Here is a 23,377-nt window from a genome sequence, read left to right as displayed (position 1 = left end):
TCAATGGCTAACCCGGTGGCATGGTCGTCGGGAGGGTTGCGCTTTTTCCGGCGCCAGTTCCACGAGTACAGCCTGCGGGACCGCGTGGCCATGAGCCAGATGCCGCTGTTCATCACCACGCTGCTGACCATGTTCCTGGTGTGGGCCTTCTTCCCCGGAACAATGGGCAATCCGCTCTTCGCTGCGTTCGTCATCTCGCAGCTCGTGCTGATGGGTCTCTGCTACGTCATCCCGTGGGAGCGTCTTCCCTTCACGAGTTTCCTGATCATTCCCTTGCTGGATTTTGTCTCCATCGCGGTGGGCCGGGAGGGCGGGCAGGACAGCCTCACCGGCATCAGCCTGCTGGCTGTCTTCCCGGTGATCTGGCTGTGCGCCTCCGGGTACTATCCCAAGGCTGCCCTGTGGCTGTCGTTCCTGGCACCGCTGGCCATCATCTGGGTTCCGCTGCTCCTGAAAGGGAGCGTCACGGCCCAGGACCTCACCCGGTCCCTGCTGCTGCCGGTCATGATGCTCGGCATCGGGATTTCGGTCAGCGTCCTCACGCTCAGCATGATGCGCCAGCAACGCGAGCTGGAGGAGAAGGATGCCCAGCTCCAGGCCAACCTCCGCACCAGCCAGCGGCAGGAGTCCCTGCTGAACACCGTCCTGGATACCGTGCACCTTGGTGTTCTGGCAGTCGACGCGGACGGTCACGATGTCCTGATGAACAGGAAGCAGAGGGCCAACCACCTGCTGGCCAGCCCCAAGGACAACCCGGACCCCAACGAGTCCCAGTTGCTGGTGTTCGGTCCGGACAGGAAGACCCTCATCCCGGTCCAGGACCGCCCCGTCCGCCGCGCCGTGCTGGGCGAAACTTTCACTGACTACCTCGTCTGGCTGGGCGACGGCAGGGACCAGCGCGCGTTCGTTACCACCGCCCGGGCCATGAAGGACGGCGACGGGAAGTTCACCGGCTCGGTCATTGCGTTCAGTGACGTCACGGACCTGGTGAACGCGCTGGCTGCGAAGGACGACTTCGTCTCCAGCGTCTCCCATGAGTTCCGCACACCGCTGACGTCCATCCTCGGGTACGTGGAAATCCTGCTGGCTGACGAACCGGAGGAATCACAGCAGGAGATGCTCGAAATCATCCGCCGGAACTCCGAGCGGCTTTTGACCCTGGTGTCGGACCTGCTCTCCAGCCGCAACGGGCAGCTCATCGTCACCCCGCATACCGTGGACGTGGCAGAGCTGGTGCGGACCAGCGTGTCCTCCGCAATGCCGAGGGCTACGGCATCGGGCGTTGAGCTGGCGGCCGAGACCCCGGATCAGCTTGAGGCCCACGTGGACGGTGCCAGGATTTCCCAGGTCCTGGACAACCTGGTGTCCAACGCCATCAAATACTCCCCGGACGGCGGCCACGTCCTGGTCAGCCTGGCCAGGGAAGACGGGCACCTCGAATGCCGCGTCACGGACACCGGCATGGGGATGACCCCCGAGGACGCCTCCGAGGTTTTCGCCAAGTTCTTCCGCACCAGCAACGTCCGCCGGACAGCCATCCCGGGCGTGGGGCTGGGGCTGCCCATCAGCAAGGCCATCGTCGAAGCCCACGGCGGGACCATCAGCGTGGACAGCACCCTGGGCGAGGGCACCACCTTCATGTTCCGGGTGCCGGTCTAAGGCTCGCCGGCACGCGCCTGCCGGACCACTTCGCCCCACGACTGCCGGGCCAGGTCCTGCACGGCGGCCAGGATCTCCGCGGGCGGGAGGGAGAGGTCCAACGGGAACTCCACAATGTCGATGTCCGTGTTCAGGATCCGGCGAAGCTTGATGTCACCGGAACCGGCGTAAACCAGCCACGCTGTTGGCACCGCCAACGCTGTGCAGTGGGCCAGCATCTGGAAGTGGTCGGCGGTGAGGGAAGCACCGGAGTCTGTGGCGGCCTTGTACTTGGCGTTGTAGGCCACCACGGGACGGCCACCGAGCATGTGCACGGCGTCCGGCTGCACGGTGAGGCGGTCGGAGTCCCGTACGGCTTCGCTCAGGAGCGCGTTGTACCGGAGCCGCAGTTCCCCGGGGTACGCGGCCATCGCCTCCCGCAGGGCGGTGCCCACGAAGTCCTCGAAGACCCTGGCCATGTCCACCACGAACGCGGCCGTCTGCTCCCGTCCCGGCCCCGCCTCTGCTGACGCGTTGCGGAGGATGAGCTCGGCCAGCCGCAGCACCGGGTGGTACCGGAGGTTCATCCTGCTGGGCTTCCACGGCGGCAGCGGCGCGCCCGACGGGAGCCGGGTGACGCCGTCGAGCTTTCCCTTGAGCAGCCGCAGCCGGCTGAGCACCTCGGGCCGGACCCGCGGCACCTGTCCCATGCGTTCCAAAGCTGCCCGCAGGATCCGGTTCTCGGCAATGTCCTCGGTGAATTCGTCGTAGGAGACCTCAAGCGGGACCAACATGCCCGGCCGGCGGGAAATCTGGTCCGAGATGCGGATCCGTCCCTTGACCGTGCGGAGGGATTCGTCCACGGTGAGGTAGCCCTGCAGGACGCCGCGTCCCAGCGCCCGTTCGGCCAGCTGCGCCAGGGACTCAGCCAGCGCACTCCACAGCTCCCGCTCCTCGAAGGCAGCCACCGAGTCCGACCGGAAGCCCTGCTCCCCCGCGTAGCTCAGGAGGAAAAGCAACCGGCCAAGGCCCAGCCGGTCCTTGGGCCTGACGTCCAGCTGGACTGAGGGAGTGCGCACCGAACCCACCTTGCCCACCGGTTCGATCCGGTACAGCCCCATCCCCATGGGCGAGGCCTTGGCCAATCCGCTCGAATTCAGGAACGAAGCGCTGGCAGGATCCAGCCGCTCCACGATCCCGCGGGACAGCTCGTCCAGCACCAGGTGCCGCGCGGCGCCTCCGGGACCGCGCGCGTTCGCGTTCCTCTCCGGGGTGAAGGCCCTGGCGGGGTCAGCGGAGCGCAAGGCGTCCCAACAGTTGCTCCAGCCCGAACCGTTCTTCCAGCTGCGCGCGGGTCAGCTGGCCGTGGTAGTGCTCCTCCAGCAGCGGCATGAGTTCGTACTTCCAGATCCGCCGCAGCCCGGCCGGTGTCTGCGCCGCGGGCTTCATGAAGTAGGACGGGCCGATCATCAGGTCCCGGTCCCATTCGTCGATGGCACCGTTGAGGGCGTCCAACAGCAGCGCCGGCGAAGTATCCAGACCGCGGGCCTCCAGGAAACGGAGCAGCGAGCCCTTGACCGGCTCGGTTTGCGGATGCAGCTCGATGAACGAGAAGCGCCGGCGGATAGCGGCATCCATCATGGCGATGGACCGGTCCGCGGTGTTCATGGTGCCGATGATGTACAGGTTGTCCGGCAGCGTGAACGGCTCGTTGGGGCTGTACTGCAGGTAGATCCGGTCGTCGCGGTATTCGAGCAGGAAGTACAGCTCGCCGAACACCTTGGCCAGGTTGGCGCGGTTCATTTCATCGATGATCAGAAAGTACGGCTTCTTCTCGTTGCCGGGCTTGGCGGCTTCCTCGGCGAGGCGGCGCAACGGGCCGGCAACAAGCTTGAAGGAGACCTGGCCTTCGTCCGTCTTGTCCGGCCGGTACCCCTCGAAGAAGTCCTCGTAGGCGTAGGAGGGGTGGAACTGGACCAGCTTGACGCGTTCGTCAGTGGTGTCGTCCGCCAACTCCGCTGCCAGGTGCTTGGCCAGGTAGGTCTTGCCGGTGCCGGGCGGGCCGTACAGGACCAGCTGGCGGTTCTCCTCCAGCAGGTCCGCGATTTCCTGCAGGGGCTCGAGGTCCATGTGCAGGGACTCCGCAAACTCCGGCGTCAGCGGCCGGAAGCCCTCCTGGACAGGTTCCACGACGGCGGCGGCTTCCGTTTCGCCGTCGGGCTCGGTCTCGGCTTCGGCCGGCAGGAGAGCCTGGAGCGCCTGCACCACGCGGGTTGCGTCCACCACGATGCCGGGGGTTGCCAGCTGCCGCTGGACGTGGCGGGGCAGGCTGGTGGTGGCGTGGCCTTCGTCGAACCAGCGCACCTTCCGCCGCAGCCGCCGGTTGTCATCGTTGTACTCGGGTTCGCCCAGCACGCCGCCCAGCCGGACCGTGCCGGCGTGCTGGTACAGGACCAGGTCGCCGGGCTTCATGACCGTGAGGAAGGCGAAGACGGCGGTCTTGGTGTCCTCGCGCTCCACGTAGCCAAGGTGCTTGTAGTCTTCGTCCACGGCGTGCTGGACCAGCCCGGCGGTGACGCCGGGCTCAAGCAGGCGGAGGTGTTCGACGTCGAGAGTCACCTTTTCCTCGCCCTGCCAGGCGGTGAGCAGCTCGGCGTTGTCGTGGTGGGTCCGGAGCAGCCATGCGCGGCGGCCGGGGTCGCCCACCTTGCGCCACTGGCTCACCAGCTGGCGGGCGTACCAGTCGATGCGCTGGCCGGCCTGCTCATCGAGGTGCAGGCGGATGCGGTGGATGTCCGCGGTGATGTCGTCTTCGGAATCCCCTTTGGCGCCACCCACCAGTGAGGCGAAGGCGTCCCGGATTTCCTGCCGCTCCACGTCCGCCACCACGGGTTCGAAGTAGCTGGGCCACGCCAGGAACTCGATGCTGCGGCGGATGGCAGGCTGGTCCCCCGGGGTGCCGGCTGCCAGGGCGTGGAACTTCAGCGGGTCCAGCAGCGCGGCGGTGATGGTGGTGGGCGGTTGCTGGTCCACATGCTGCACGAACCGGCACAGCCACCGGAGGTGGTCCCAGATGGTCCAGTTGAACTCGGCCGTGCGGTCCCGGATCACACCGTGGTCCGTCATGCCCCGGTAGAGCTCTTCAGGCAGTTCCAGAGGCGGCTCGAGCCAGGAGGCGGCCTCAGCCACGCGGGCCCGCTTGACCTTGAGCGACTTCACTTCATGCGCCAGCGGCAGGGACTGCAGGAACAAGAGCTCCGCAGCCAGCTGCTTGGCTTCGCGGGAGGCGCCGTCGAGGTTCTGCCGGAGGTTGGTCATCATGGGCGCTTTGGGATCCGGCGTGCCCCGTTCCAGGCGGTCCAGCAGTTCCGCGGCGGCCTCGGAGGTCCAGGTCAGGGTCCGCCCGTCCAGGGCCGATGGTTTGCCCTGCAGCCCCGGGCCCAGGACAAACCATGCTGCGTCCTCGATCTCCTTGGAGATGCCGAGGGCGCGGGTCATGGCAGCAATGGTGGCGGGGGTCATGGATTCAAATTTACAGGGTCTAACTGGACGCCTGCTCAAAGCCGCTTGGCCGCCGGGTGGGGAGCCGTCCGGTTTCCGCCGGACGGCTCCTGGCCGTTAGCCCGGAAACCTACGTGCGCGGAGCGGACCGCTTCCGCCCGAAGATGAAGTACCCCATGGGTCCGACGAAGTTGATGAAGGATGCCGCACGCCAGGCGCCCTTAGGTCCATTGATCAGTGCCGCCGGCCGCTTCGAGATGTCCCGCTGCGCCGCAACCAGCAGCGAGAGCTGGACGATGGCCACGATGATGGTGCCGGCCTTGGAGGTCGGCGACATCTCCTTCCAGGTCTTCTTCTTCCTGGCGACGCGGGTCTTGTTCTTGCCCATCTGGTTTCCTTTCGCTGTGGTGTGGTTCCAGTCCAGTGTGCCCTGTGGTGTCCTGTCCAGGGGCTTAGTGCCTGTACGGCGCCAGGCGTTCCTTCTGTTCCGGCGTGAGCCGCTGCACCCTGCCAGTGGCCTCGTCCACGAAAGCAAGGTGGCTGCTCGCCCGGACGCAGTCCTCCCCTGTGACGGGATCCTGGACCAGGTAATGGATGTCGAAGCTGGCGCCCTTCACGGCACCGATCCACACCTGCACCATGGCCGGGACGTTGCGGTATTCGAGGGTCCTGACGTAGCGGATCTTGTGGTCCACCACCAGCGCCATGATGCCGTCCGGGACATCGTTGAACAGCGAAACCTGTGGCTCAACACCGGGCAGGCCCGCTCCCCGGGGCGGACCGAAGGCACCGATCCTGGCTTCCTCGAGCATGCGGACGATCTGCACGTTGTTGATGTGTCCGTAAGCGTCCATGTCGCCCCAGCGCATGGGAACGGGGACCTCGATCCGCTGCCCGCCGTTCCCGTCGTGCGCGCTCAGCTGTGCACCGCCGTCGAATCATCCACCGGCACGTCACCGGCGTCGGCCCCGGCGAACTGGGACATGTACAGGCGGTGGTAGGCGCCTTCGGCCGCCAGCAGGACCTTGTGGTTGCCCTGCTCCACGATCTTGCCGTTCTCCATGACCAGGATGGTGTCGGCGTCGCGGATGGTGGAGAGCCGGTGCGCAATCACGAAGCTGGTGCGGTCCGACCGGAGCGCGGCCATGGCCTTCTGCACCAGTAGCTCAGTGCGGGTATCCACCGAGCTGGTTGCTTCGTCGAGGATCAGCAGTGACGGGTTGGCTACGAATGCCCGGGCAATGGTGATCAGTTGCTTTTCACCGGCACTGACGTTGTTGCCTTCCTCGTCGATCACCGTGTTGTAGCCCTCGGGCAGGGCGCGGACGAAGCGGTCCACGAAGGTGGCCTTGGCGGCTGCCATGACCTGCTCTTCGGTGGCGTCGAGGTTGCCGTAACGGATGTTGTCGTAAATGGACCCGCCGAACAGCCACGCGTCCTGCAGCACCATGCCAACCTTGGAGCGGAGTTCGGACCGGCTGAGGTGCGTCACGTCCACGCCGTCCAGGGTGATGGAACCGGAGTTGAGCTCGTAGAAGCGCATTACCAGGTTCACCAGGGTGGTCTTTCCGGCGCCGGTGGGCCCCACGATGGCCACGGTGTTCCCCGGCTCCGCTGTGAAGGACAAGTTCTCGATGAGCTGCCGGTCCTCGGTGTAGCTGAAGGTGACGTCCCGGAATTCCACGTGGCCGTCGGTCCTGGCCGGCAGGTGCTCCGTAGCGGTCTCCGGGTTCTGCTCATCGGCATCGAGGAACTCGAACACCCGCTCCGCTGAGGCAACACCTGACTGGAGCATGTTGGCCATGCCCGCCATCTGGCCCAGCGGCTGGGTGAATTCGCGGGAGTACTGGATGAAGGCAGTGGCGTCACCGAGCGACATGGAGCCGGAGGCGACGCGCAGGCCGCCCACCACGGCGATGCCCACGTAGCTGAGGTATGACACAAACTGCATCACCGGGAAGATAATGCCGGAGACGAACTGTGCGCCGAAGCTGGCCTTGTACAGGGCTTCGTTGCGTTCGTCGAACCGCTCGAGCATGTCCGCCTCACGGCCGAAGACCCGGACGAGGTCGTGGCCCGAGAAGGATTCCTCGATCTGCCCGTTCAGCGTGCCGGTGTTCTTCCACTGCGCCGCGAAGAGCTTCTGGCTCCGCACGCCGATGAGGCCCGCTGCGACGCCCGAGAGCGGCAGGGCCACCAGCGCGATGAGGGCCAGCTGCCAGGAGACGATGAACATCATGATCACGATGCCCACCACTGTCAGCAGCGAGTTGATCAGCTGCGCGAAGGCCTGCTGGAGCGCCTGCTGGATGTTGTCGACGTCGTTGGTCACCCTGGACAGCACGTCACCGCGCTGGCGGGTGTCGAAATAGTTCAGTGGGAGGCGGTTGAGCTTCTTTTCGGTATCGTCCCGGAGCTTGCGGATCACCTTCATGACGATGCGGTTCAGGACGTAGCCCTGCAGCCACAGGAAGATGTTGGACACAAAGTACATCAGCAGGACCACGGCGATGAGCATGGTCAGCTTGTTGAAGTCGATGCCGGCGCCGGGCACCAGTTCCATCCGGGAGACCATGTCCGCGAAGTTGTCCTGGCCCTGTTGGCGCAGGCCCTCCACGAACTGGTCCTTACTCACGCCGGCCGGCAGTTGCTTGCCCACCACCCCGCCGAAAATAACGTCCATGGCCTGGCCGAGGATCTTGGGCGCGATGACGTTCAGCACCACGGCCACCACCACCATGGCCACCACCACGCAGATGCCCAGGGTTTCGGGCTTCAGCAGGCCCATCAGCCGCTTGGCCGACGGCCAGAAGTGCTGGGCCTTCTTGGCGGGCATGCCGCCGAACATGTCGCCATCGGCTTCGGAGGGCGTGAACTCCTCCTCGTAGAAGTCGTCGTCCTCCACCACTGCGGTTTCGGCGGAGCTGCCGGTGCCCTGTACGGGTGCCCCGGCGTCTTGCTCCGTCTTCGCGGGGTCTTTCTTGCGGGGGCTCATGCCATTTCCTCCACGCTCAGCTGCGATTCAACAATTTCCTGGTACGTGGGCGAGGTTTCCAGGAGTTCCTCGTGCGTTCCGCGGTCCACGATCCGGCCGTTGTCCAGCACCAGGATCTGGTCCGCCTCAGTGATGGTGGAAACGCGCTGGGCCACGATGATGACCGTCGCGTCGGCAGTTGTGTCCTTGAGCGCCGCACGGAGGCGGGCATCGGTGGCAACGTCCAGCGCCGAGAACGAGTCGTCGAACAGGTAGACCCGGGGTTTGGTCACCAGGGCCCTGGCGATGCAGAGCCGCTGGCGCTGCCCGCCGGAAACGTTCGTGCCGCCCTGGGAGATCCGGGATTCGAGCGCTTTGGACTTTTCCCGCACGAACGATTCTCCCTGCGCCACCCGCAGCGCTTCCCAGAGTTCCTGGTCCGTGGCATCGGTCTTGCCGAAGCGCAGGTTGTGCTCGATGGTGCCGGAGAAAAGGTAGGGCCGCTGGGGCACCAGGGCCACGCGGTTGGTGATCTCGGCGTGGTCAAGGCTGGTAACGGGAACACCGTCCAGGAGGACTTCGCCTTCCGCGGCGTCGTAGAGCCGCGGCAGCAGCGAGAGCAGGCTGGTCTTGCCCGCACCGGTGGAACCGATGATGGCGATGGTCTGGCCAGGCCGGGCGGTGAAGCTGATGTTGCTCAACACCGGGGACTCGGCGCCCGGGTAGGCGAAGGTGACGTTGCGGTATTCCACTACGCCGCTGAGCTCCGAGGGGGCTACCGGGCGTTCGGGATCGTGGATGGAGGGTTCGACGTCGAGTACCTCGCCGATGCGGTCCGCACAGACAGAGGCGCGCGGGATCATCATGGCCATGAACGTGCCCATCATGACGGCCACCAGGATCTGGAGCAGGTACTGGAGGAACGCTGTCAGGGCGCCCACCTGCATGTCGCCCGAGTCGACCCGCTGGCCGCCGAACCACAGCACCGCGGCCGTGGACAGGTGCAGGATCATGCTGATGGCGGGGAACATGAGGACGAACAGGGCACCGATCTTCAGCGAAACATCGGTGAGCTCCTTGTTGGCTTCGCCGAAACGGCCGGTCTCATACGGTTCCCGGACGAAAGCCCGGACCACCCGGATGCCGATGATCTGTTCGCGGAGCACCGCGTTGATGCGGTCGATCTTCTTCTGCATCGACCTGAACAGCGGCATGAGCCGGACCACCAGGTACCCCACCACTACGGTCAGCAGCGGCACGGAAACCCAGACCAGCCAGGACAGGTTGATGTCCTCACGCAGCGCCATGATGATGCCGCCGATGCACATGATGGGCGTAGCCACCATGAAGTTCAGGCCCATCAGCACCAGCATCTGCACCTGCTGCACATCGTTGGTGCCGCGCGTGATCAGCGTGGGGGCGCCGAAAGCGTTGACGTCCTTGGCGGAGAAGCTGGTGACCTTCCGGAACACGGCCCGGCGCAGGTCGCGGCCCAGGGCCATGGCCGTCTTTGAACCGAAGTAGACGCCGGCGATGGCGGCAGCCACCTGGGCAAAGGCCACCAGCAGCATCACGGCACCGGTGCGCCAGATGAAGTCGGTGTCTCCCCTGGTGACGCCTTCATCGATGATCCGGGCGTTCAGGCTGGGCAGGTAAAGGGCCGCAATGGTGGATGCGAGCTGGAAGATGATGACGGCGGCGATGTAGGGAAAATACGGTTTGGAATAGCGCCGTATGAGCGTAAGGAGCATGGTTTCAACTCTAGTGTTGCCCACTGACATTGGAGTCCCAACTAATCCACCTTTTCGATCCGCTTAAGGCTGCCGGCACCAGCGGCGGTCCCCTGCGAAAAAGGGCCGCCGCCCGTGCCCGGATTGCGGTCCGGATGCGGGCGGCGGCCCTTTTGTTCACGCGCGGCTGACCACGCGCAGCGCCTTACTGGTCCCGAGGGGTCCCGGCAGGTGCTGCGGACGACGGGTTGGCGGCGCTGTGCTTGCCGCGTCCGGCCAGGTACAGGGCGGCAGCTGCCTGCAGCTTGCGTTCCTTGAGCAGCTTGCGCTGCACCCTGCGGAGTTCAGCGGCCGTCGCTTCCTGCTGGGCGGCGAGGTCCCGCTGGGACCGCAGCTGCTCCTGGATGTCCAGTACCAGTCCGCCCAGTTCGGCCTGCTGCCGGGCCAGCAGGTGCTGGGTGTCCTGCAGCTTCCGGAGGGTGTCGGCGGCACTGGCGACGGCGTCCGCCGCCTTTTCGACAGATCCGGCGGACCGGAGGTCCAACCCTTCGCCGCCGAACGTCCGGGCAAAAGCCTCCTCGAAGTCCTCCGTAGCTACGGACCGGGACGCGGCTGCGGCCGCGGCCCTGCCGCCGTCGTACGTCTTTGCCGGCGCGGCGCCTGCCCCCGGACCTGCGTGGATTCCCACGGGCCGGGCAGCGGAAGCGGTGCTGTGTCCGCCGTCCGCGTCACGGGGAGCATCGGAGGAAACAATGGGCAGCTGCCCGGTCATGGCGGTCATCCCCGCCTCGCCGGCGGCGTTGGCCTGGAGCGAGGCTTCAGGGCTGATGTCCACGGTCTTGCGCAGCGGCACCTCCTTGATGAAAATGACGGCGATCAGTGCAACCACGGCAACGACGGCGGAGATCATGAAGATCCCGGCAGTGGCGTCACCGTAAGCGGCACGCATAACCTCGGCGATCGGCGCGGGCAGGTCTTTGAGGTCCAGCGTGGCGCCGCTGTTGCCGGTGGACTCGATGCCGAGCTTCGCCAGGCCGTCAGTGGCCAGGTCCTTGACGTGGTTGGCCATGACGGCCCCCAGCACGGAGACGCCGATGGCGCCGCCGACGGAGCGGAAGAAGGCAACGGAAGCACTGGCGGAGCCGATGTCCTGGGCGCGGACGGTGTTCTGGACGGCGAGGACCAGGTTCTGCATGAGCATGCCAAGGCCGATGCCGAAGATGCCCGTATAGATGCCGGTCAGCCAGAGTTCGGTGGTGTGGTCCATGGTTCCGGCCATCGCCAGGCCGCCGATCAGCAGGACGGTACCGCCGACCAGGAAGCCCTTCCACTTGCCGTAGCGGCTGATCAGCTGGCCCGAAACAACCGAACCGACGAGGTTGCCGGCGATCATGGGGAGGGTCAAGAGGCCAGCCTCGGTGGGGGTGGCGCCGCGGGCCACCTGGTAGTACTGGCCGAGGAAGGTTGAAGAACCGAACATGGCCACGCCAACAGCAACGGAGGCCACGATGGCCAAAGCGGTGGTGCGGTCGGAGATGATCTTGAGCGGGATGATCGGTGCGGACACCTTGGACTCCACCAGCACCAGCAGTGCCAGCAGCAGGACGCCGCCGCCCACCATCAGTGCCGACTGCCAGGACCACCAGTCGTAGTAGTCGGCCTTGCCGGCGAAGGACACCCAGATGAGGAGCAGGCTGACGCCGGAGGTCAGCAGGATGGCACCAAGCCAGTCGATCTTGGCGGGCCGCTTGACGTGCGGGATCTTCAGCGTGATTTGGAGCAGGATCAGTGCAACCACGGCCAGCGGCACGCAGACGAAGAAGGTCCAGCGCCAGCCCAGCGAGCTGTCCACGATGAAGCCGCCCAGCAGCGGGCCGCCGGCGGTACCGACGGCCATGACGGCGCCCATGTAGCCGGAGTACTTGCCGCGTTCGCGGGGCGGGATGATGGAGCCGATGATCGCCTGGGCCAGTGCGGTGAGGCCACCCATAGCGATGCCCTGGATCACGCGGGCGGTGAGTAGGAACGGGATGTTTTCCGAGAACCCTGCCATGACCGAACCTGCCACGAAGATCACGATGCTCAGCTGGACCAGGACCTTCTTGTCGAAGAGGTCTGCGAGCTTGCCCCAGATGGGAGTGGTGGCCGCGTTGGCCAGCAGTGCCGCCGTGATGACCCAGGCGAAGTCCGTCTGGGTGCCCTTGAGCTCGGACATGATGGTGGGCAGCGCGTTGGCCACAATGGTGCTGCTGAGGATGGCGGTGAAGAAGGCAGCGAGGAGGCCGGTGAGGGCCTCCATGATCTGCCGGTGGTTCATGGGTGCGCCGGGTTCGTGGCGCTTGGACTGCCGTGATTCCTGTTTGGCAGAGCGTTCGCGGTGGCGCTCCTCCAGGTCCGCGGCGGCGGTGACGTTAGCCATTGAGGGACTCCTGCATGGTCTGGTGTTCGGTGGTGGTTCCGGCCGCCCTTGCCCGGATGGAATTCTTCAGTGAGGCTGTCAGTTTGTTGAGCATCGCGGCTGTTGCGATGGCATCTTCTTCGTTCCAGTCGGAGAGGTAGCCCTGCAGGGTCTCGGCCCGGTGCCGGATGAGCTCTGCGAGTTTTTCCTTGCCCCGCGGTGAGAGGGCCAGCAGCTGGGCCCTGCCATCGTCCGGATCCGGAGTCCTGACCACCAGGCCCGCGTCGGCAAGCTCTGCGATATGCCGGCTGAGCACCGGGGGGCTGACGCCGAGGCGTTCTGCCAGGTGCGCCGCGCGGGTTTCCCCTTCGCCGATGAACTTGAGCACGCCCTGGAGGGCTATGCCGGTGTCCTGGCCTTTGACGTTGATCATGGTGACGCAGCGCAGTGCGCGCTGGAGGTCAAAGATATGGCCGACGAGATCGGCGGCGGTGGCCGGTGCGACAGACATGACCCTCCCTAAAGAATTAGTTGCTGCAAGCAACTGTATCAGGAAAAGGTTGCTTAGGGAAACGAATTGTCCCGCCGCCGTCGGCTGCCGTCCTTAAACGGCAAACGCCCCCGCACCGCTGCCAAGGCAGTTGTGCGGGAGCGTCGCTGCGACGATGCGCTGCTAGTCGCCCAGGTGCGTGGGTCCGAACATTTTCAGGAGCGTTTCAACCACGACGACGTTGGGGCCGTCGGCAGCGAAACTTGCCTTAAGCGCGTCCCCCACATTCTCCGGGGCTACCTTGACGGCGGGCACGCCGAACGCTTCAGCGAGCTTGACGAAGTCCGGGCGTGCCAGCTCGGTGGCGGTGGCTTTGCCGAAGGCGCCCACCATGTATTCGCGCAGGATGCCGTAGCCGCCGTCGTCCACGATCAGCCAGGTGACCGGGACGTTGTGCTGCTTGGCCGTGGCCAGCTCCGAAATGGAGTACATGGACGAACCGTCACCGGAAACGGCCAGCACCCTGGCAGAACCAGCGGTCTTCCCCACCGTTTCCAGTCCGACGGCAGCTCCGATGGCAGCCGGGAAGCCGAAGCCCAGGCCGCCGGCGCCCTGGGCCGAGTGGAACTGCCCCTCGCGGGAGTCCCAGCAGGACCAGCCCCAGTAGGAGGCGATGGTCATGTCCCAAAAGGTCTGCATGTCCGCGGGGACGGCCTCGCGGATGTCGGCCATGAACGCCAGTTCCTTGGCGAGGTCCTGGGACTCCAGTCTGGCCCTCACCTTGGCCAGCGCTGCCTTCACCAGCTCTTCTGGTGTGGAGCCGTGCCAGTCAGCCGCAACTTCGGCAGGTGCCAGTGCTTCGTCCAGGGCTGCGAGCGCCTGCCCGGCGTCGGCCCGGATGCCCAGGCCAGGCCGGTTCGATTCCAGGACGCGGGGTTCGGCGTCGATCTGGATAATCCGTCCGCGGGGTTCGAACGTGAAGTAGTTCGAAGTGACTTCCCCCAGGGACGAGCCGATGACCACCAGGACATCCGCGTCCTCAAGGACGTCGGTCATGTACCGGTCTTCGATCCATGACTGCAGCGACAGTTCGTGGGTCCAGGGGAACGCGCCATTGCCGCCGGGGGTGCAGATGACGGGCGCACGGAGTTTCTCCGCAATGGACAGCAGAGACTTCTCCGCCTTCCCGCGGCGGGTGCCGCCGCCGGCGATGATCGCCGGACGCCTGGCCTGCTGCAGCCATTTCACGGCTTCGCGGACCAATTCGACGCGCGGCGGGTTATCCGCAGCCTCGGCCAGTGCGTCTTCCACCGGCGGGACCATGATGGGATCCAGCAGGACGTTCTGCGGGATCTCGATCCACACGGGGCCCTGGGGCGAGGAAATCGCCTCCGTCCAGGCGTCCTGGATGGCGGACGGGATGCCCGAGGCGTGCTGGATCAGCCGCTGGCTCTTGGTGACGTTCGCGGCCGAGGCCTTCTGGTCATCGAGCTGGTGGAGCATGCCCTTGCGGCGGGCACCCAGCCCCTCCAGCGGGATCTGGCTGGCCACCACCACCATGGGCACGCCGGTGGCGTAAGCCTCCTGCAGCCCGGCCAGTGAGGTCAGAGCTCCGGGGCCGGTGGACAGGAAAAGGACGCCCACTTCACCGGTGGCACGGGAGTACCCGTCGGCGGCGAAGGCGGAGTTGTTCTCCACCCGGGAGGAGACAAACTGCAGGTTTCCGCGGCCCATCGCGTCAAAGAGGCCCAGAGCGTGCTGGCCGGGAATGCCGAAGACGGTCCTGGCGCCAAGGGCCTCAAGGGTCTCGACGACGAGGTCCCCGCCATTGCGGGCGCCCGTGCCTGCAGTAGGTGCCGCCGCGCCCGGATCGAAATCAATCATGACCGCCTACTCCTTGCCCGCCGCAGCGAACCCTGCCGGCCGGCGGACTTCCTGCCCGAGGGCCTGGCCTGCGTAACCGGTGGCTGCGCCGAAGCGGTCGCCGGGCACGGCGTTGTCCGCCATCAGCGTCACCAGTTCGTAGGCCACGTGGCTTCCGGCGACGCCGGTGATTTCCGCATGGTCGTAGGCCGGGGCCACTTCCACGACGTCGGCGCCCACCAGGTTCATGCCGCGGAAGCCCCTGATGATCTCGAGGAGTTCGCGGCTGGTGATGCCGCCCGCTTCGGGGGTTCCCGTGCCGGGTGCGTGCGCCGGGTCGAGGACGTCGATGTCCACCGATATGTAGAGGGGGCGGTTGCCGATCCGGTCGCGGACCTTGGCCACGGTTTCCAGGACGCCCTGGTAGTAGACATCCGCAGAGGTGACAATGCCGAACCCGAAGCGGTGGTCGTCGTCGAGGTCCTTTTTCCCGTAGAGCGGGCCGCGGGTACCGATGTGGCTGATGGCCTCGGTGTCGAGGATGCCTTCTTCGACAGCGCGGCGGAACGGGGTGCCGTGGGTGTACTCCGCGCCAAAGTAGGTGTCCCAGGTGTCCAGGTGTGCGTCGAAGTGCAGCATGGCGATCGGACCGCCGGCGCGTTCGGCAGCGGCGCGAAGCAGGGGCAGCGCGATGGTGTGGTCGCCGCCGAGCGTCACCAGCCTGCTGCCTCCGGCGGTGAGGTCCAGGGCGTTCTGCTGGATGGTTTCGATGGCCTCGTTGATGTTGAACGGGTTCACGGCCATGTCGCCCGCGTCGGCCACCTGGACGTTCTCGAAGGGGCTGACGTCCCAGGCCGGGTTGTACGGGCGCAGCAGCCGGCTGGCCTCGCGGACGTGGTTGGCCCCGAACCTGGCACCCGGCCGGTAGGAGACTCCTGAGTCGAAGGGCACGCCCACCAGCGTGACGTCAGCCTTGGCCACCTGGTCCAGCCGCGGAAGGCGCGCGAACGTGGCCGCTCCGGCGTAACGCGGAATCCGGGACGAGTCGATGGGTCCAAGGTTGCCGTTGGCTTCGATGCGCAGCTCTTCCATGCGGGTTTCTCCTTTGAAGAGTGAGGGGCTGATGTGACTGCCATCATACACCTCGGTTTTCCAATGCGCATCAAGTGTTTACCTTCAGCGCGGGCAGCTCTGTGCACTCCTGCCCACTTACCGCGGCTGTCTCTACGCATCGATGACGGAGATCCGCGCCAGTCCGGCACCGGACGGCCAGCGGACCTCAGGAAACCGGGACGGAATGCACAGGCACCCGAGCCCCAGTTGCCCACATACGCCAGCAACCAGGTTCCGCGCACTCTCGCCACACCTTCCAATGGCCACATGGACATCCTCGAATACCTTCGACAGTGGGGCGGCTTGGCCCGTTCCGGCCAACTCCGGGACGCGGGGTTCCCGCGCCGGGACCTCCACCGGCTAACGGAACTGGGCGCCAACCAACCCCGGCGCGGGATTTTTGTCCTGCCGGAATGCGACAAAGGACTCCTCGCCGCAGTCCTGAATAACGGCTGGCTGAGCTGCGCCAGCGCGGCTGGCCACTACGGACTCTGGCTCCGTTCACCTCCCGAGCAGCCCCACCTGGCCTGCAACCACGGTCACGGCAACGGTTTCATCCGGCACCGCACAGTAAGGTTTCCGGGACATCCGTCGCTGCCGGTGGCCGCCGTGGAAGATGTGGCGCTTCACGCGTTGGGCTGCCTGCCGCCACCGGCATCCACCGCCATGGCCACCTCGGCGATCAGGCTCCATGGCGTCCCGCGCGAACTGCTGGCATCCCGGCTGCGGGCCGACCGCTCCGGCCGCGCTCGCAGAATCCTCAGCCAACTCGACCTCCGCGCAGAATCCATCGTGGAAGTCGATGCCCAGCACCTGCTCCGGACACACGGAATCGCCTACGATGCACAGGTCTTCCTGCCGGGGATAGGCCGCGTGGATTTCCTGCTGGGCCGATTCCTGATCGTGGAGATTGACGGCTTCGCCTTCCACTCGAAACGGGAGGACATGCTCCGAGACAGGACCCGCAACAACCTGTCCGCCGTCCGCGGGTATACCGTCCTCCGCTACATGCCGGAGCATATATGGTTCGACCCGGGCAGGGTGATCTCGGAAATCACCACAGTCCTGGCGGCAGGGCCGCGCCAACCGGGCTGGTGATCGTGCACTCCACCCCCGTTACTCCGACGCGGATGCGCTGCAGCCTGCGGAATCAGGGGAAACAGGCGGGCCCGTGACAGGGACGAGCAGAAGTAACCGGGCAGGAAGGCCCGCGTACGGGTGGCGGGTTTTAGCGGCTGGCGGCGGGCACCAGCACCCAGAGCACTTCCACCGGCTTGTCGGTGGGGTTGATCCAGGTGTGTGGTTCACGGCCGGGGAAGGTGACGGTATCCCCCGCACTGAGGTCGTATTCCTCATTGGTAAGGATTAGCCGGATGCTGCCCTTGGTGACGTGCAGGACGTCGACGTCGCAGTCCACGGCGTAGAGTTCGGACTCGCCACGGCCGTGCGGCTCGATGACGGCCTGGATGATCTGGATGCGCCGCTCCGAGCGGGCCGTCAGCAGGCGTTCCACAATCCCCTGGCCGCCCAGGGAGATCCGCGGGCCTTCATTGCGCTTGGTCAGATGGGTTTCCGGTGCCACGAAAAGGTCGCCGATGGAAATGGAAAGGACCTGGCAAAGCGTCACCAGCGAAGCGACGGACGGCGAGGTGAGGTCACGCTCCACCCTGCTGAGGAAGCCCTTGGTCAGCCCGGTGGCGTCCGCTACCTGCTCGATGGTGAGCCGTTGGGACTGCCGCGCCGCGCGAATCCGGGAGCCGATGGCAACCGGAACATTGCTGGGCTCAATTGGCAGTGCCTTCATTCACGAACCTTTCATAGCCGGCAGTCCGGCCCCGCTCTGCAGCAATACTAATGGCCACCACCATGTGTGACGCCTCCATGGCGCGCGGGCCCAATCCATTAACTTCCCCTTGACTGTTACTGCGGTCACAGCCTAATCTTTGGAAACACCTGTTGCCTATGAGGCAATTATCGGGAGCTTCCTCCCCTTTTCCATCTTCCGCAGTTCAGTCCGGATCCCCGCCGGGCACATCAGCTGCCAATCAGCTCCAAGGAACCCAACATGGATGCAAGTGTCATCAACATCGCCATCGTGGTGGTGTACCTCCTAGCAATGCTGGCGTTCGGCTGGTGGGGCAAGTCCCGCACCCGCAACAACAGCGACTTCCTGGTGGCCGGCCGCCGCCTGGGACCCTTCCTCTACACGGGCACTATGGCCGCCGTCGTCCTCGGTGGCGCCTCCACCGTGGGCGGCGTCGGCCTGGGCTACAAGTTCGGCATCTCCGGCATGTGGCTGGTGGTCGCCATCGGCGCCGGCGTCCTGCTCCTCAGCCTCGCCTTCGCCGGGACCATCCAGAAGCTGAAGATCTACACCGTCTCCCAGATGCTGTCACTGCGCTATGGCAGCCAGGCCACCCGCACCTCCGGCATCATCATGCTCGCTTACACGCTGATGCTGTGCGCCACATCCACCGGTGCTTACGCCACCATCTTCGTGGTGCTGTTCGGTTGGGACCGGGCCCTGGCCATCGCTGTCGGCGGCGCCATCGTGCTGGTGTACTCCACCATCGGCGGCATGTGGTCCATCACCCTGGCCGACCAGGTCCAGTTCGTGATCAAGACGGTGGGCATCTTCTTCCTCATGCTGCCCTTCACGCTCAACGCCGCGGGCGGCCTGGACGGCATCCGCAGCCGCGTGGAAGCCAGCTTCTTCCAGATCGACGGCATCGGTGTCGAAACCATCATCACCTACTTCGTTGTCTACACCCTGGGCCTGCTGATCGGCCAGGACATCTGGCAGCGCGTGTTCACCGCCAAGACGCCGAAGGTAGCCCGCTGGGGCGGCGCCACCGCCGGCATCTACTGCATCCTTTACGGCGCTGCCGGCGCCCTTATCGGCCTCGGTGCACGCGTGGCCCTGCCCAGCATCGACGTCGCCACCGAAGGCAAGGACGTTGTCTACGCCGAGGTGGCCCAGAACCTGCTGCCCATCGGCATCGGCGGCCTGGTCCTCGCCGCAGCCGTAGCGGCCATGATGTCCACCGCGTCCGGCGCCCTCATTGCTGCCGCCACCGTGGCCCGTGCCGATGTGCTGCCATTCGTTGCCGGCTGGTTCGGCAAGACCGTCAATACGGAGGATTCGGACAACCCCGAGCACGACGTTAAGGCCAACCGCCTGTGGGTCCTGGGGCTGGGCATCGTGGCCATCCTGATCGCCATCGTCACCAAGGACGTGGTGGCTGCGCTCACCATCGCCTACGACATCCTGGTGGGTGGCCTCCTCGTGGCCATCCTGGGCGGGCTCGTCTGGAAGCGCGGCACCGGCATTGCCGCGGCAGCCTCCATGGCCGTGGGTTCCGTGGTGACGCTTGGCACCATGATCATCCTGGAGGTCAACGCCGACGAGCCGCTGGCAGGCGTCTTCGCCAACGAACCGATCTACTACGGCCTGATCAGCTCCGCGGTGGTGTACATCGCTGCCTCCCTGCTCACCCGTCCCACCGAGCCGCACGTCATGCGCAACTGGCAGCGGCGTGTGGCAGGCCAGGACTCGCAGGAAGAATCCGCAGAGCGGATTGCCGCCAACTGACCAGCCCCGCAGAAACCGGAGGGTTTCCTGCACACAGTAGGTCCAGGCAACGCACAACGGCGGCGCCTCCTTTCGCGGACAGCGGGAGGAGGCGCCGCCGTCGTCCGTCTTACGCCCCTTGGCGCGGCTTATCCCTCTTCACGGACCTCGTCCGGATCGAGCGGGACCACACGGTCCTCGGCGTCGACCACCACCGGGGCTGCATGGACCACCGGCTCCTCCTGGTCCAGGAACTCGTCCTCGGTGTCCCAATCTTCGCCGGCGACCGGTGTGTCTTCGGCGTAGTCATACGCGGGGTCCGCCTCCACGGCGTCCAGGTGCGGCATGTCCGGGTGCTGTCCGGTGGTGCCCATGATTCAACCTCCGTGTGTTCGCCTGACGTGCTCTTGTGAGTGGCGGCCTGGCCGCGCCGCACTTTCATCTCAACACCGCGGCCGCGCAGGGTCAAGAGTCCAACGGCGGGCTGTGGACAGCGCGCGGAGAGCCTCACGGGCAACGCCGGGAGGGTCGCTGGATTAAGGCATACCGAAACCCGGAAGCGAGGAATGCCAGCCGAAAAACCGCGGAAATTCGCAGTAGGCTGGCTCTGCAACGGGGCCGAATATCATGCCCCACCAGCCCAGGAGTCTTCGTGTCGCAGCACGCCCAGTCCACGCCAAACCATTCCACCCCGCACCATTCCAGCCCGGAGTCCGCTCCGCGTACCGGCGCAGCGGGACACCATCCCACACCGTCGTCCGCGGACCTCAAGCGGTGGCGCCAGTACCTTGCCGACGAACGGGCCGAGGCCGCCGTCTACCGGGACCTGGCCCAGAACCGTGAGGGCGAGGAACGCGAGATCCTCCTTGCCCTCGCTGAAGCCGAGGGCCGCCACGAAGCCCACTGGCTGGGACTGCTCGGCGACCAGGCCGGGAAACCGCGCCCCGCCTCGGCCCGCAGCCGGATGCTCGGATTCCTGGCCCGCCACTTCGGCTCGGTTTTCGTGCTCGCGCTGGCGCAGCGGGCCGAAGGGCGCTCGCCTTACGCCAAGGACCCCAACGCCACCGAAGCCATGGCCGCGGACGAACAAATCCATGAGGAAGTGGTCCGCGGGCTGGCCACCCGGGGCCGCAACCGCCTGGCCGGCACCTTCCGAGCCGCGGTCTTCGGCGCCAACGACGGTTTGGTCAGCAACCTGTCGCTCGTGATGGGCATGGCGGCGTCCGGCGTCGCCAGCAGCGTGGTGCTGCTCAGCGGCATCGCGGGCCTCCTGGCCGGTGCCATGTCCATGGGCGCCGGTGAGTTCATCTCCGTCAGGTCCCAGCGGGAACTTCTGGCTGCCACCCGCCCCACGCAGGTAACGCTGGCCGCGGCCCCCAAGCTGGATCTGGAACACAACGAGCTCCTGCTGGTGTATCTGGCCCGGGGCATGTCCCACGAAGCAGCTGAACACCGGGTGGCCGAACGAATGGGCCTGCTCTCCTGCGACTGCGATCCCAGTCTGTCCCTCCAGCCCGAGCTGCCGGAGGAGGAGGACCAGCACGAGGCTGTGGGCACCGCCTGGGGAGCCGCGTTGTCCAGCTTCTGCTTCTTCGCGTCCGGCGCCATCATCCCCATCCTGCCGTTCCTGTTCGGCCTGACCGGGGTCTCCGCCCTGGTGGTGGCCGGCGCCCTGGTAGGCGTGGCGCTGCTGGCAACCGGCGGCATCGTCGGCCTGCTGTCCGGAACGTCGCCCCTGACCCGGGGCCTGCGCCAGCTGGGCATCGGCCTTGGCGCTGCCGCCGTCACCTACCTGCTGGGGCTCGTCTTCGGCACCGTTGTCGGCTAGCAGCGGCCCCTGCCGTGAAAGCCCTTTAGTGGAGGAATTCCCACCCCGGCATGCCGGGAGCCGCCCCCAACGCAAGCACGGTCCGGGTTACCGGGCCGTGCTTGTCGTCGCCCTCGGCACCGCTGCCGTGCTGGGCGGTGCACTGGCCCTGGGCGATCCGCGGATCAGCCAGCTGTTGTCCCAAGGTCAGGGACCCGGCCAGGTCCCCGGGCACTCACAGGAACAACCCGACGCAGGCCGCGGGGACCCCCTCCCCGGGCTCGCCGGCGAACCGTCCGCCACCAGCACCGACGCGCCCCCTCCGGGGTTCGAGGAGGAATCCGCTCCGCTTGCCGAACCGGAGGTTCCGGCAGCGGGCAGCGACTCCTATCGCTTCCTGGCGGTCAACGGTGACGGCACCCCGGTGGGCTACTCGCCGTGCCGCCCCCTCCACTACGTGGTGAATGACCAGCTGGCTCCTGCCGGTTCGGAACGGCTCGTCCCGGATGCCATCAGCACCATTTCGGCCGCCACCGGCATCACCTTCGTCTATGACGGCACCACCGGCGAACAGCCCTCGCCGCAGCGCGCCGCGTACCAGCCGGCAGCCTATGGCGAGCGCTGGGCGCCGCTGCTGATCGCCTGGACCACGCCGGAGGCCTCTCCTGAACTTGCGGGCAAGGTAATCGGCACGGGCGGAAGCACGCACTTCAGTTTCGACGGCGGTCCCAAGACGTTTGTCACCGGCAGCCTGGACCTGGATGCCCCGCAGATCACCGATGAGCTGCGCCAGCCGGACGGAAGGCAGTACGCCGCGGCGGTCATCCTGCACGAGCTCGGGCACGTGATGGGATTGGACCATGTGGCGGACCCCGCCCAGCTGATGTATCCGGAAATCGGCGGTTCGGTTGGCGCCTCCGGGAGCCTCGCAGACGGGGACCGCAACGGCCTGTATGAGCTGAGCAAGGCGCAGTGCCGGAAAGACCTTTAGGCCTGCACGTGCCGTGACCCGCCCGGGGCTTCACAGTGCCCGTCAGCCCTGCAACACCGCCACGGCCTGGTCCACGGTGTCCACCAGGAAGATCCGGTCCTCCATGGCGCGGCCCGCGGCGAGCTGCCGGAGTAGCGGCCAGGCGGGGTAGTCGCGGGTCCAGTACTGCTTGCCCACCAGGACCATGGGCGTCACCTTTTCCCGTGCGCCGTAGTAGTTCTCGCAGGCGTCCTGGAAGATTTCCTGGACGGTCCCCGCGGCGCCCGGGAGGAAGATGATGCCGCCCCGGCAGACGTCCAGCAGCACGGCCTCGCGGATGGAGTTGGCGAAGTACTTGGCGATGTGGGTGGCGAAGTAGTTGGGCGGCTCGTGCCCGTAGAACCAGGTGGGAATGCCCAGCGAGGGTGTCCCGCCGGGGTAGCGTTCGACGACGGCTGCCGCGGCGCGTGCCCACGCAGACACGGAAGGGCGGAAGCCGGGGACGGCAGCCAGGAGGTCGAGCGCTGCCTGCAGCCCGCCGTCGTCGTACCCGCCAAGGTAGGCGCCCAGGTTGGCCGCTTCCATGGCGCCCGGCCCGCCACCGGTGGCGACTGCATGTCCGCCGCTGACCAGGAGCCGTCCCAGCCGCGCGGCCTCCGCGTAGTCCTCACTCCCCCGTTTCGCCGCGTGCCCTCCCATGACGCCCACCATGCGTTTCCCGGACCAGGGGCCGGCCCGGAGCACCTCGTCCAGCGCATCGCCGATGGCATGGTCGTGCAGGGAAGATGCCAAGGTGGCTTCCACTCGGTGTTCCCGGCCCGGCTGGATGCTCCAGTGGTAGATCCGCGCATCCGGCAGTTCCTCGTAGGGAGCGCCGGCCAGCCCTTTGTACAGTTCGGCGGGCGAGTACAGGGCTGAGCGGTACGGATCGAAGGGGACCCCCTGCAGCCGCGGAAAGATCAGGGCTCCCCGGCCGCGCAGCCTGCTTTCCATCCCGTCGTCAAACGTGCAGCCCAGGAACAGGGCGCCTTCCACGTCCAGGCCGTTGAGCGCCGCCGACCTGCCGCGCAGGTCCAGGGACTGCGCATGCCATCCGTGGGCACGGACCGCCCCCGCGGCGACCAGCCGGTCGAAACTCTCCAGGTCCTCGACTTCGAGGCTGCGGGGCGTTGGCCCCAGCTTTCCGGAATGGCTCATGGCTGCCGTCGTCGTCCGCCGCTGGTCATGGGTTCAGCCTAGGCCAGCGGACGCGAAGGCGGGGCCGGACCCCGCCCGCCCGGCTGGTACCGGAAGGGCTGGGGCCGACCCCGCGATGTTTGGCA

General features: G+C 66.5%; 18 protein-coding genes. 5 read left to right on the top strand and 13 right to left on the bottom strand.

The features are described from left to right. The first annotated feature begins 3 nt into the window (after nucleotides 1-3). Entirely contained in the window at nucleotides 4-1,659 is a 1,656-nt protein-coding gene (locus ACP3TD_RS05550; RefSeq protein ID WP_426765957.1) for a sensor histidine kinase, read from the top strand. On the opposite strand, the gene ACP3TD_RS05545 is transcribed toward ACP3TD_RS05550, so the two are convergent. The 10 genes from ACP3TD_RS05545 to speB form a co-directional block, all read right to left on the bottom strand. Then, the gene (locus tag ACP3TD_RS05545) at nucleotides 1,656-2,942 is read right to left on the bottom strand and encodes a 5-methylcytosine restriction system specificity protein McrC (protein WP_426765955.1); all 1,287 of its coding nucleotides are present in this window, start codon (nucleotides 2,940-2,942) and stop codon (nucleotides 1,656-1,658) included. The genes ACP3TD_RS05550 and ACP3TD_RS05545 overlap by 4 nt on opposite strands. Continuing rightward, nucleotides 2,929-5,160 carry an McrB family protein gene (locus ACP3TD_RS05540; RefSeq protein ID WP_426765953.1) on the bottom strand — a complete coding sequence of 744 codons (2,232 nt, stop codon included), beginning with the start codon at nucleotides 5,158-5,160 and terminating at the stop codon, nucleotides 2,929-2,931. Before ACP3TD_RS05540 ends, ACP3TD_RS05545 begins: the two co-directional genes overlap by 14 nt. Before the next feature lie 109 nt (nucleotides 5,161-5,269). Beyond that, nucleotides 5,270-5,527: a hypothetical protein gene (locus tag ACP3TD_RS05535; protein WP_426765951.1), complete on the bottom strand. Its 258-nt coding sequence runs from the start codon at nucleotides 5,525-5,527 to the stop codon at nucleotides 5,270-5,272. Nucleotides 5,528-5,591: 64 nt separating this feature from the next. Next, entirely contained in the window at nucleotides 5,592-6,008 is a 417-nt protein-coding gene (locus ACP3TD_RS05530) for an acyl-CoA thioesterase (RefSeq protein WP_377202939.1), read from the bottom strand. A 47-nt stretch (nucleotides 6,009-6,055) separates the two neighbouring features. After that, on the bottom strand, nucleotides 6,056-8,134 hold the full coding sequence (locus ACP3TD_RS05525; RefSeq protein ID WP_426765950.1) for an ABC transporter ATP-binding protein: 2,079 nt from the start codon (nucleotides 8,132-8,134) through the stop codon (nucleotides 6,056-6,058). Further along, complete coding sequence (locus ACP3TD_RS05520; RefSeq protein ID WP_426765948.1) at nucleotides 8,131-9,864, bottom strand: ABC transporter ATP-binding protein; 1,734 nt, start codon at nucleotides 9,862-9,864, stop codon at nucleotides 8,131-8,133. Before ACP3TD_RS05520 ends, ACP3TD_RS05525 begins: the two co-directional genes overlap by 4 nt. A gap of 184 nt (nucleotides 9,865-10,048) precedes the next feature. Then, nucleotides 10,049-12,262, bottom strand: a complete 2,214-nt coding sequence (locus tag ACP3TD_RS05515) for an MDR family MFS transporter (protein ID WP_426765947.1) — start codon at nucleotides 12,260-12,262, stop codon at nucleotides 10,049-10,051. Beyond that, nucleotides 12,255-12,752 (bottom strand): MarR family winged helix-turn-helix transcriptional regulator, encoded by a 498-nt coding sequence (locus ACP3TD_RS05510; RefSeq protein ID WP_056084004.1) that lies wholly within the window; start codon nucleotides 12,750-12,752, stop codon nucleotides 12,255-12,257. Before ACP3TD_RS05510 ends, ACP3TD_RS05515 begins: the two co-directional genes overlap by 8 nt. Nucleotides 12,753-12,914: 162 nt before the next feature. Then, entirely contained in the window at nucleotides 12,915-14,615 is a 1,701-nt protein-coding gene (locus ACP3TD_RS05505) for a thiamine pyrophosphate-binding protein (RefSeq protein ID WP_426765945.1), read from the bottom strand. A 6-nt stretch (nucleotides 14,616-14,621) separates the two neighbouring features. Next, entirely contained in the window at nucleotides 14,622-15,686 is a 1,065-nt protein-coding gene (gene speB, locus ACP3TD_RS05500; RefSeq protein WP_426765943.1) for an agmatinase, read from the bottom strand. 288 nt (nucleotides 15,687-15,974) lie between these two features. On the opposite strand from speB, the gene ACP3TD_RS05495 reads away from it, so the two are divergent. Then, entirely contained in the window at nucleotides 15,975-16,805 is an 831-nt protein-coding gene (locus ACP3TD_RS05495) for a DUF559 domain-containing protein (protein WP_426765942.1), read from the top strand. A gap of 130 nt (nucleotides 16,806-16,935) precedes the next feature. On the opposite strand, the gene ACP3TD_RS05490 is transcribed toward ACP3TD_RS05495, so the two are convergent. Beyond that, on the bottom strand, nucleotides 16,936-17,511 hold the full coding sequence (locus tag ACP3TD_RS05490; RefSeq protein WP_426765940.1) for a helix-turn-helix domain-containing protein: 576 nt from the start codon (nucleotides 17,509-17,511) through the stop codon (nucleotides 16,936-16,938). A gap of 261 nt (nucleotides 17,512-17,772) precedes the next feature. Here ACP3TD_RS05490 and ACP3TD_RS05485 point away from each other — a divergent pair, with 261 nt between their 5' ends. Continuing rightward, a complete protein-coding gene (locus tag ACP3TD_RS05485) occupies nucleotides 17,773-19,299 on the top strand; it encodes a sodium:solute symporter (RefSeq protein ID WP_426765938.1) in 1,527 nt (508 codons plus the stop codon). A gap of 128 nt (nucleotides 19,300-19,427) precedes the next feature. Here ACP3TD_RS05485 and ACP3TD_RS05480 read toward each other — a convergent pair whose 3' ends face one another. Further along, nucleotides 19,428-19,652, bottom strand: a complete 225-nt coding sequence (locus ACP3TD_RS05480) for a hypothetical protein (RefSeq protein WP_426765937.1) — start codon at nucleotides 19,650-19,652, stop codon at nucleotides 19,428-19,430. A 278-nt stretch (nucleotides 19,653-19,930) separates the two neighbouring features. Between ACP3TD_RS05480 and ACP3TD_RS05475 the strand changes: the two genes are divergently transcribed. Both ACP3TD_RS05475 and ACP3TD_RS05470 read left to right on the top strand, forming a co-directional pair. Then, nucleotides 19,931-21,106 carry a VIT1/CCC1 transporter family protein gene (locus ACP3TD_RS05475; protein WP_426765936.1) on the top strand — a complete coding sequence of 392 codons (1,176 nt, stop codon included), beginning with the start codon at nucleotides 19,931-19,933 and terminating at the stop codon, nucleotides 21,104-21,106. A gap of 97 nt (nucleotides 21,107-21,203) precedes the next feature. Next, complete coding sequence (locus tag ACP3TD_RS05470; RefSeq protein WP_426765935.1) at nucleotides 21,204-22,076, top strand: matrixin family metalloprotease; 873 nt, start codon at nucleotides 21,204-21,206, stop codon at nucleotides 22,074-22,076. Nucleotides 22,077-22,118: 42 nt separating this feature from the next. Here the strand turns inward: ACP3TD_RS05470 and ACP3TD_RS05465 are convergent, their stop codons facing one another. Next, nucleotides 22,119-23,252 (bottom strand): LOG family protein, encoded by a 1,134-nt coding sequence (locus ACP3TD_RS05465; protein ID WP_426765934.1) that lies wholly within the window; start codon nucleotides 23,250-23,252, stop codon nucleotides 22,119-22,121. Nucleotides 23,253-23,377: the final 125 nt, after the last annotated feature.

It is taken from the genome of Pseudarthrobacter sp. 1G09 (assembly GCF_050038305.1).
GTDB lineage: Bacteria > Actinomycetota > Actinomycetes > Actinomycetales > Micrococcaceae > Arthrobacter > Arthrobacter equi.
This window is presented reverse-complemented; position numbering and strand designations above follow the sequence as displayed.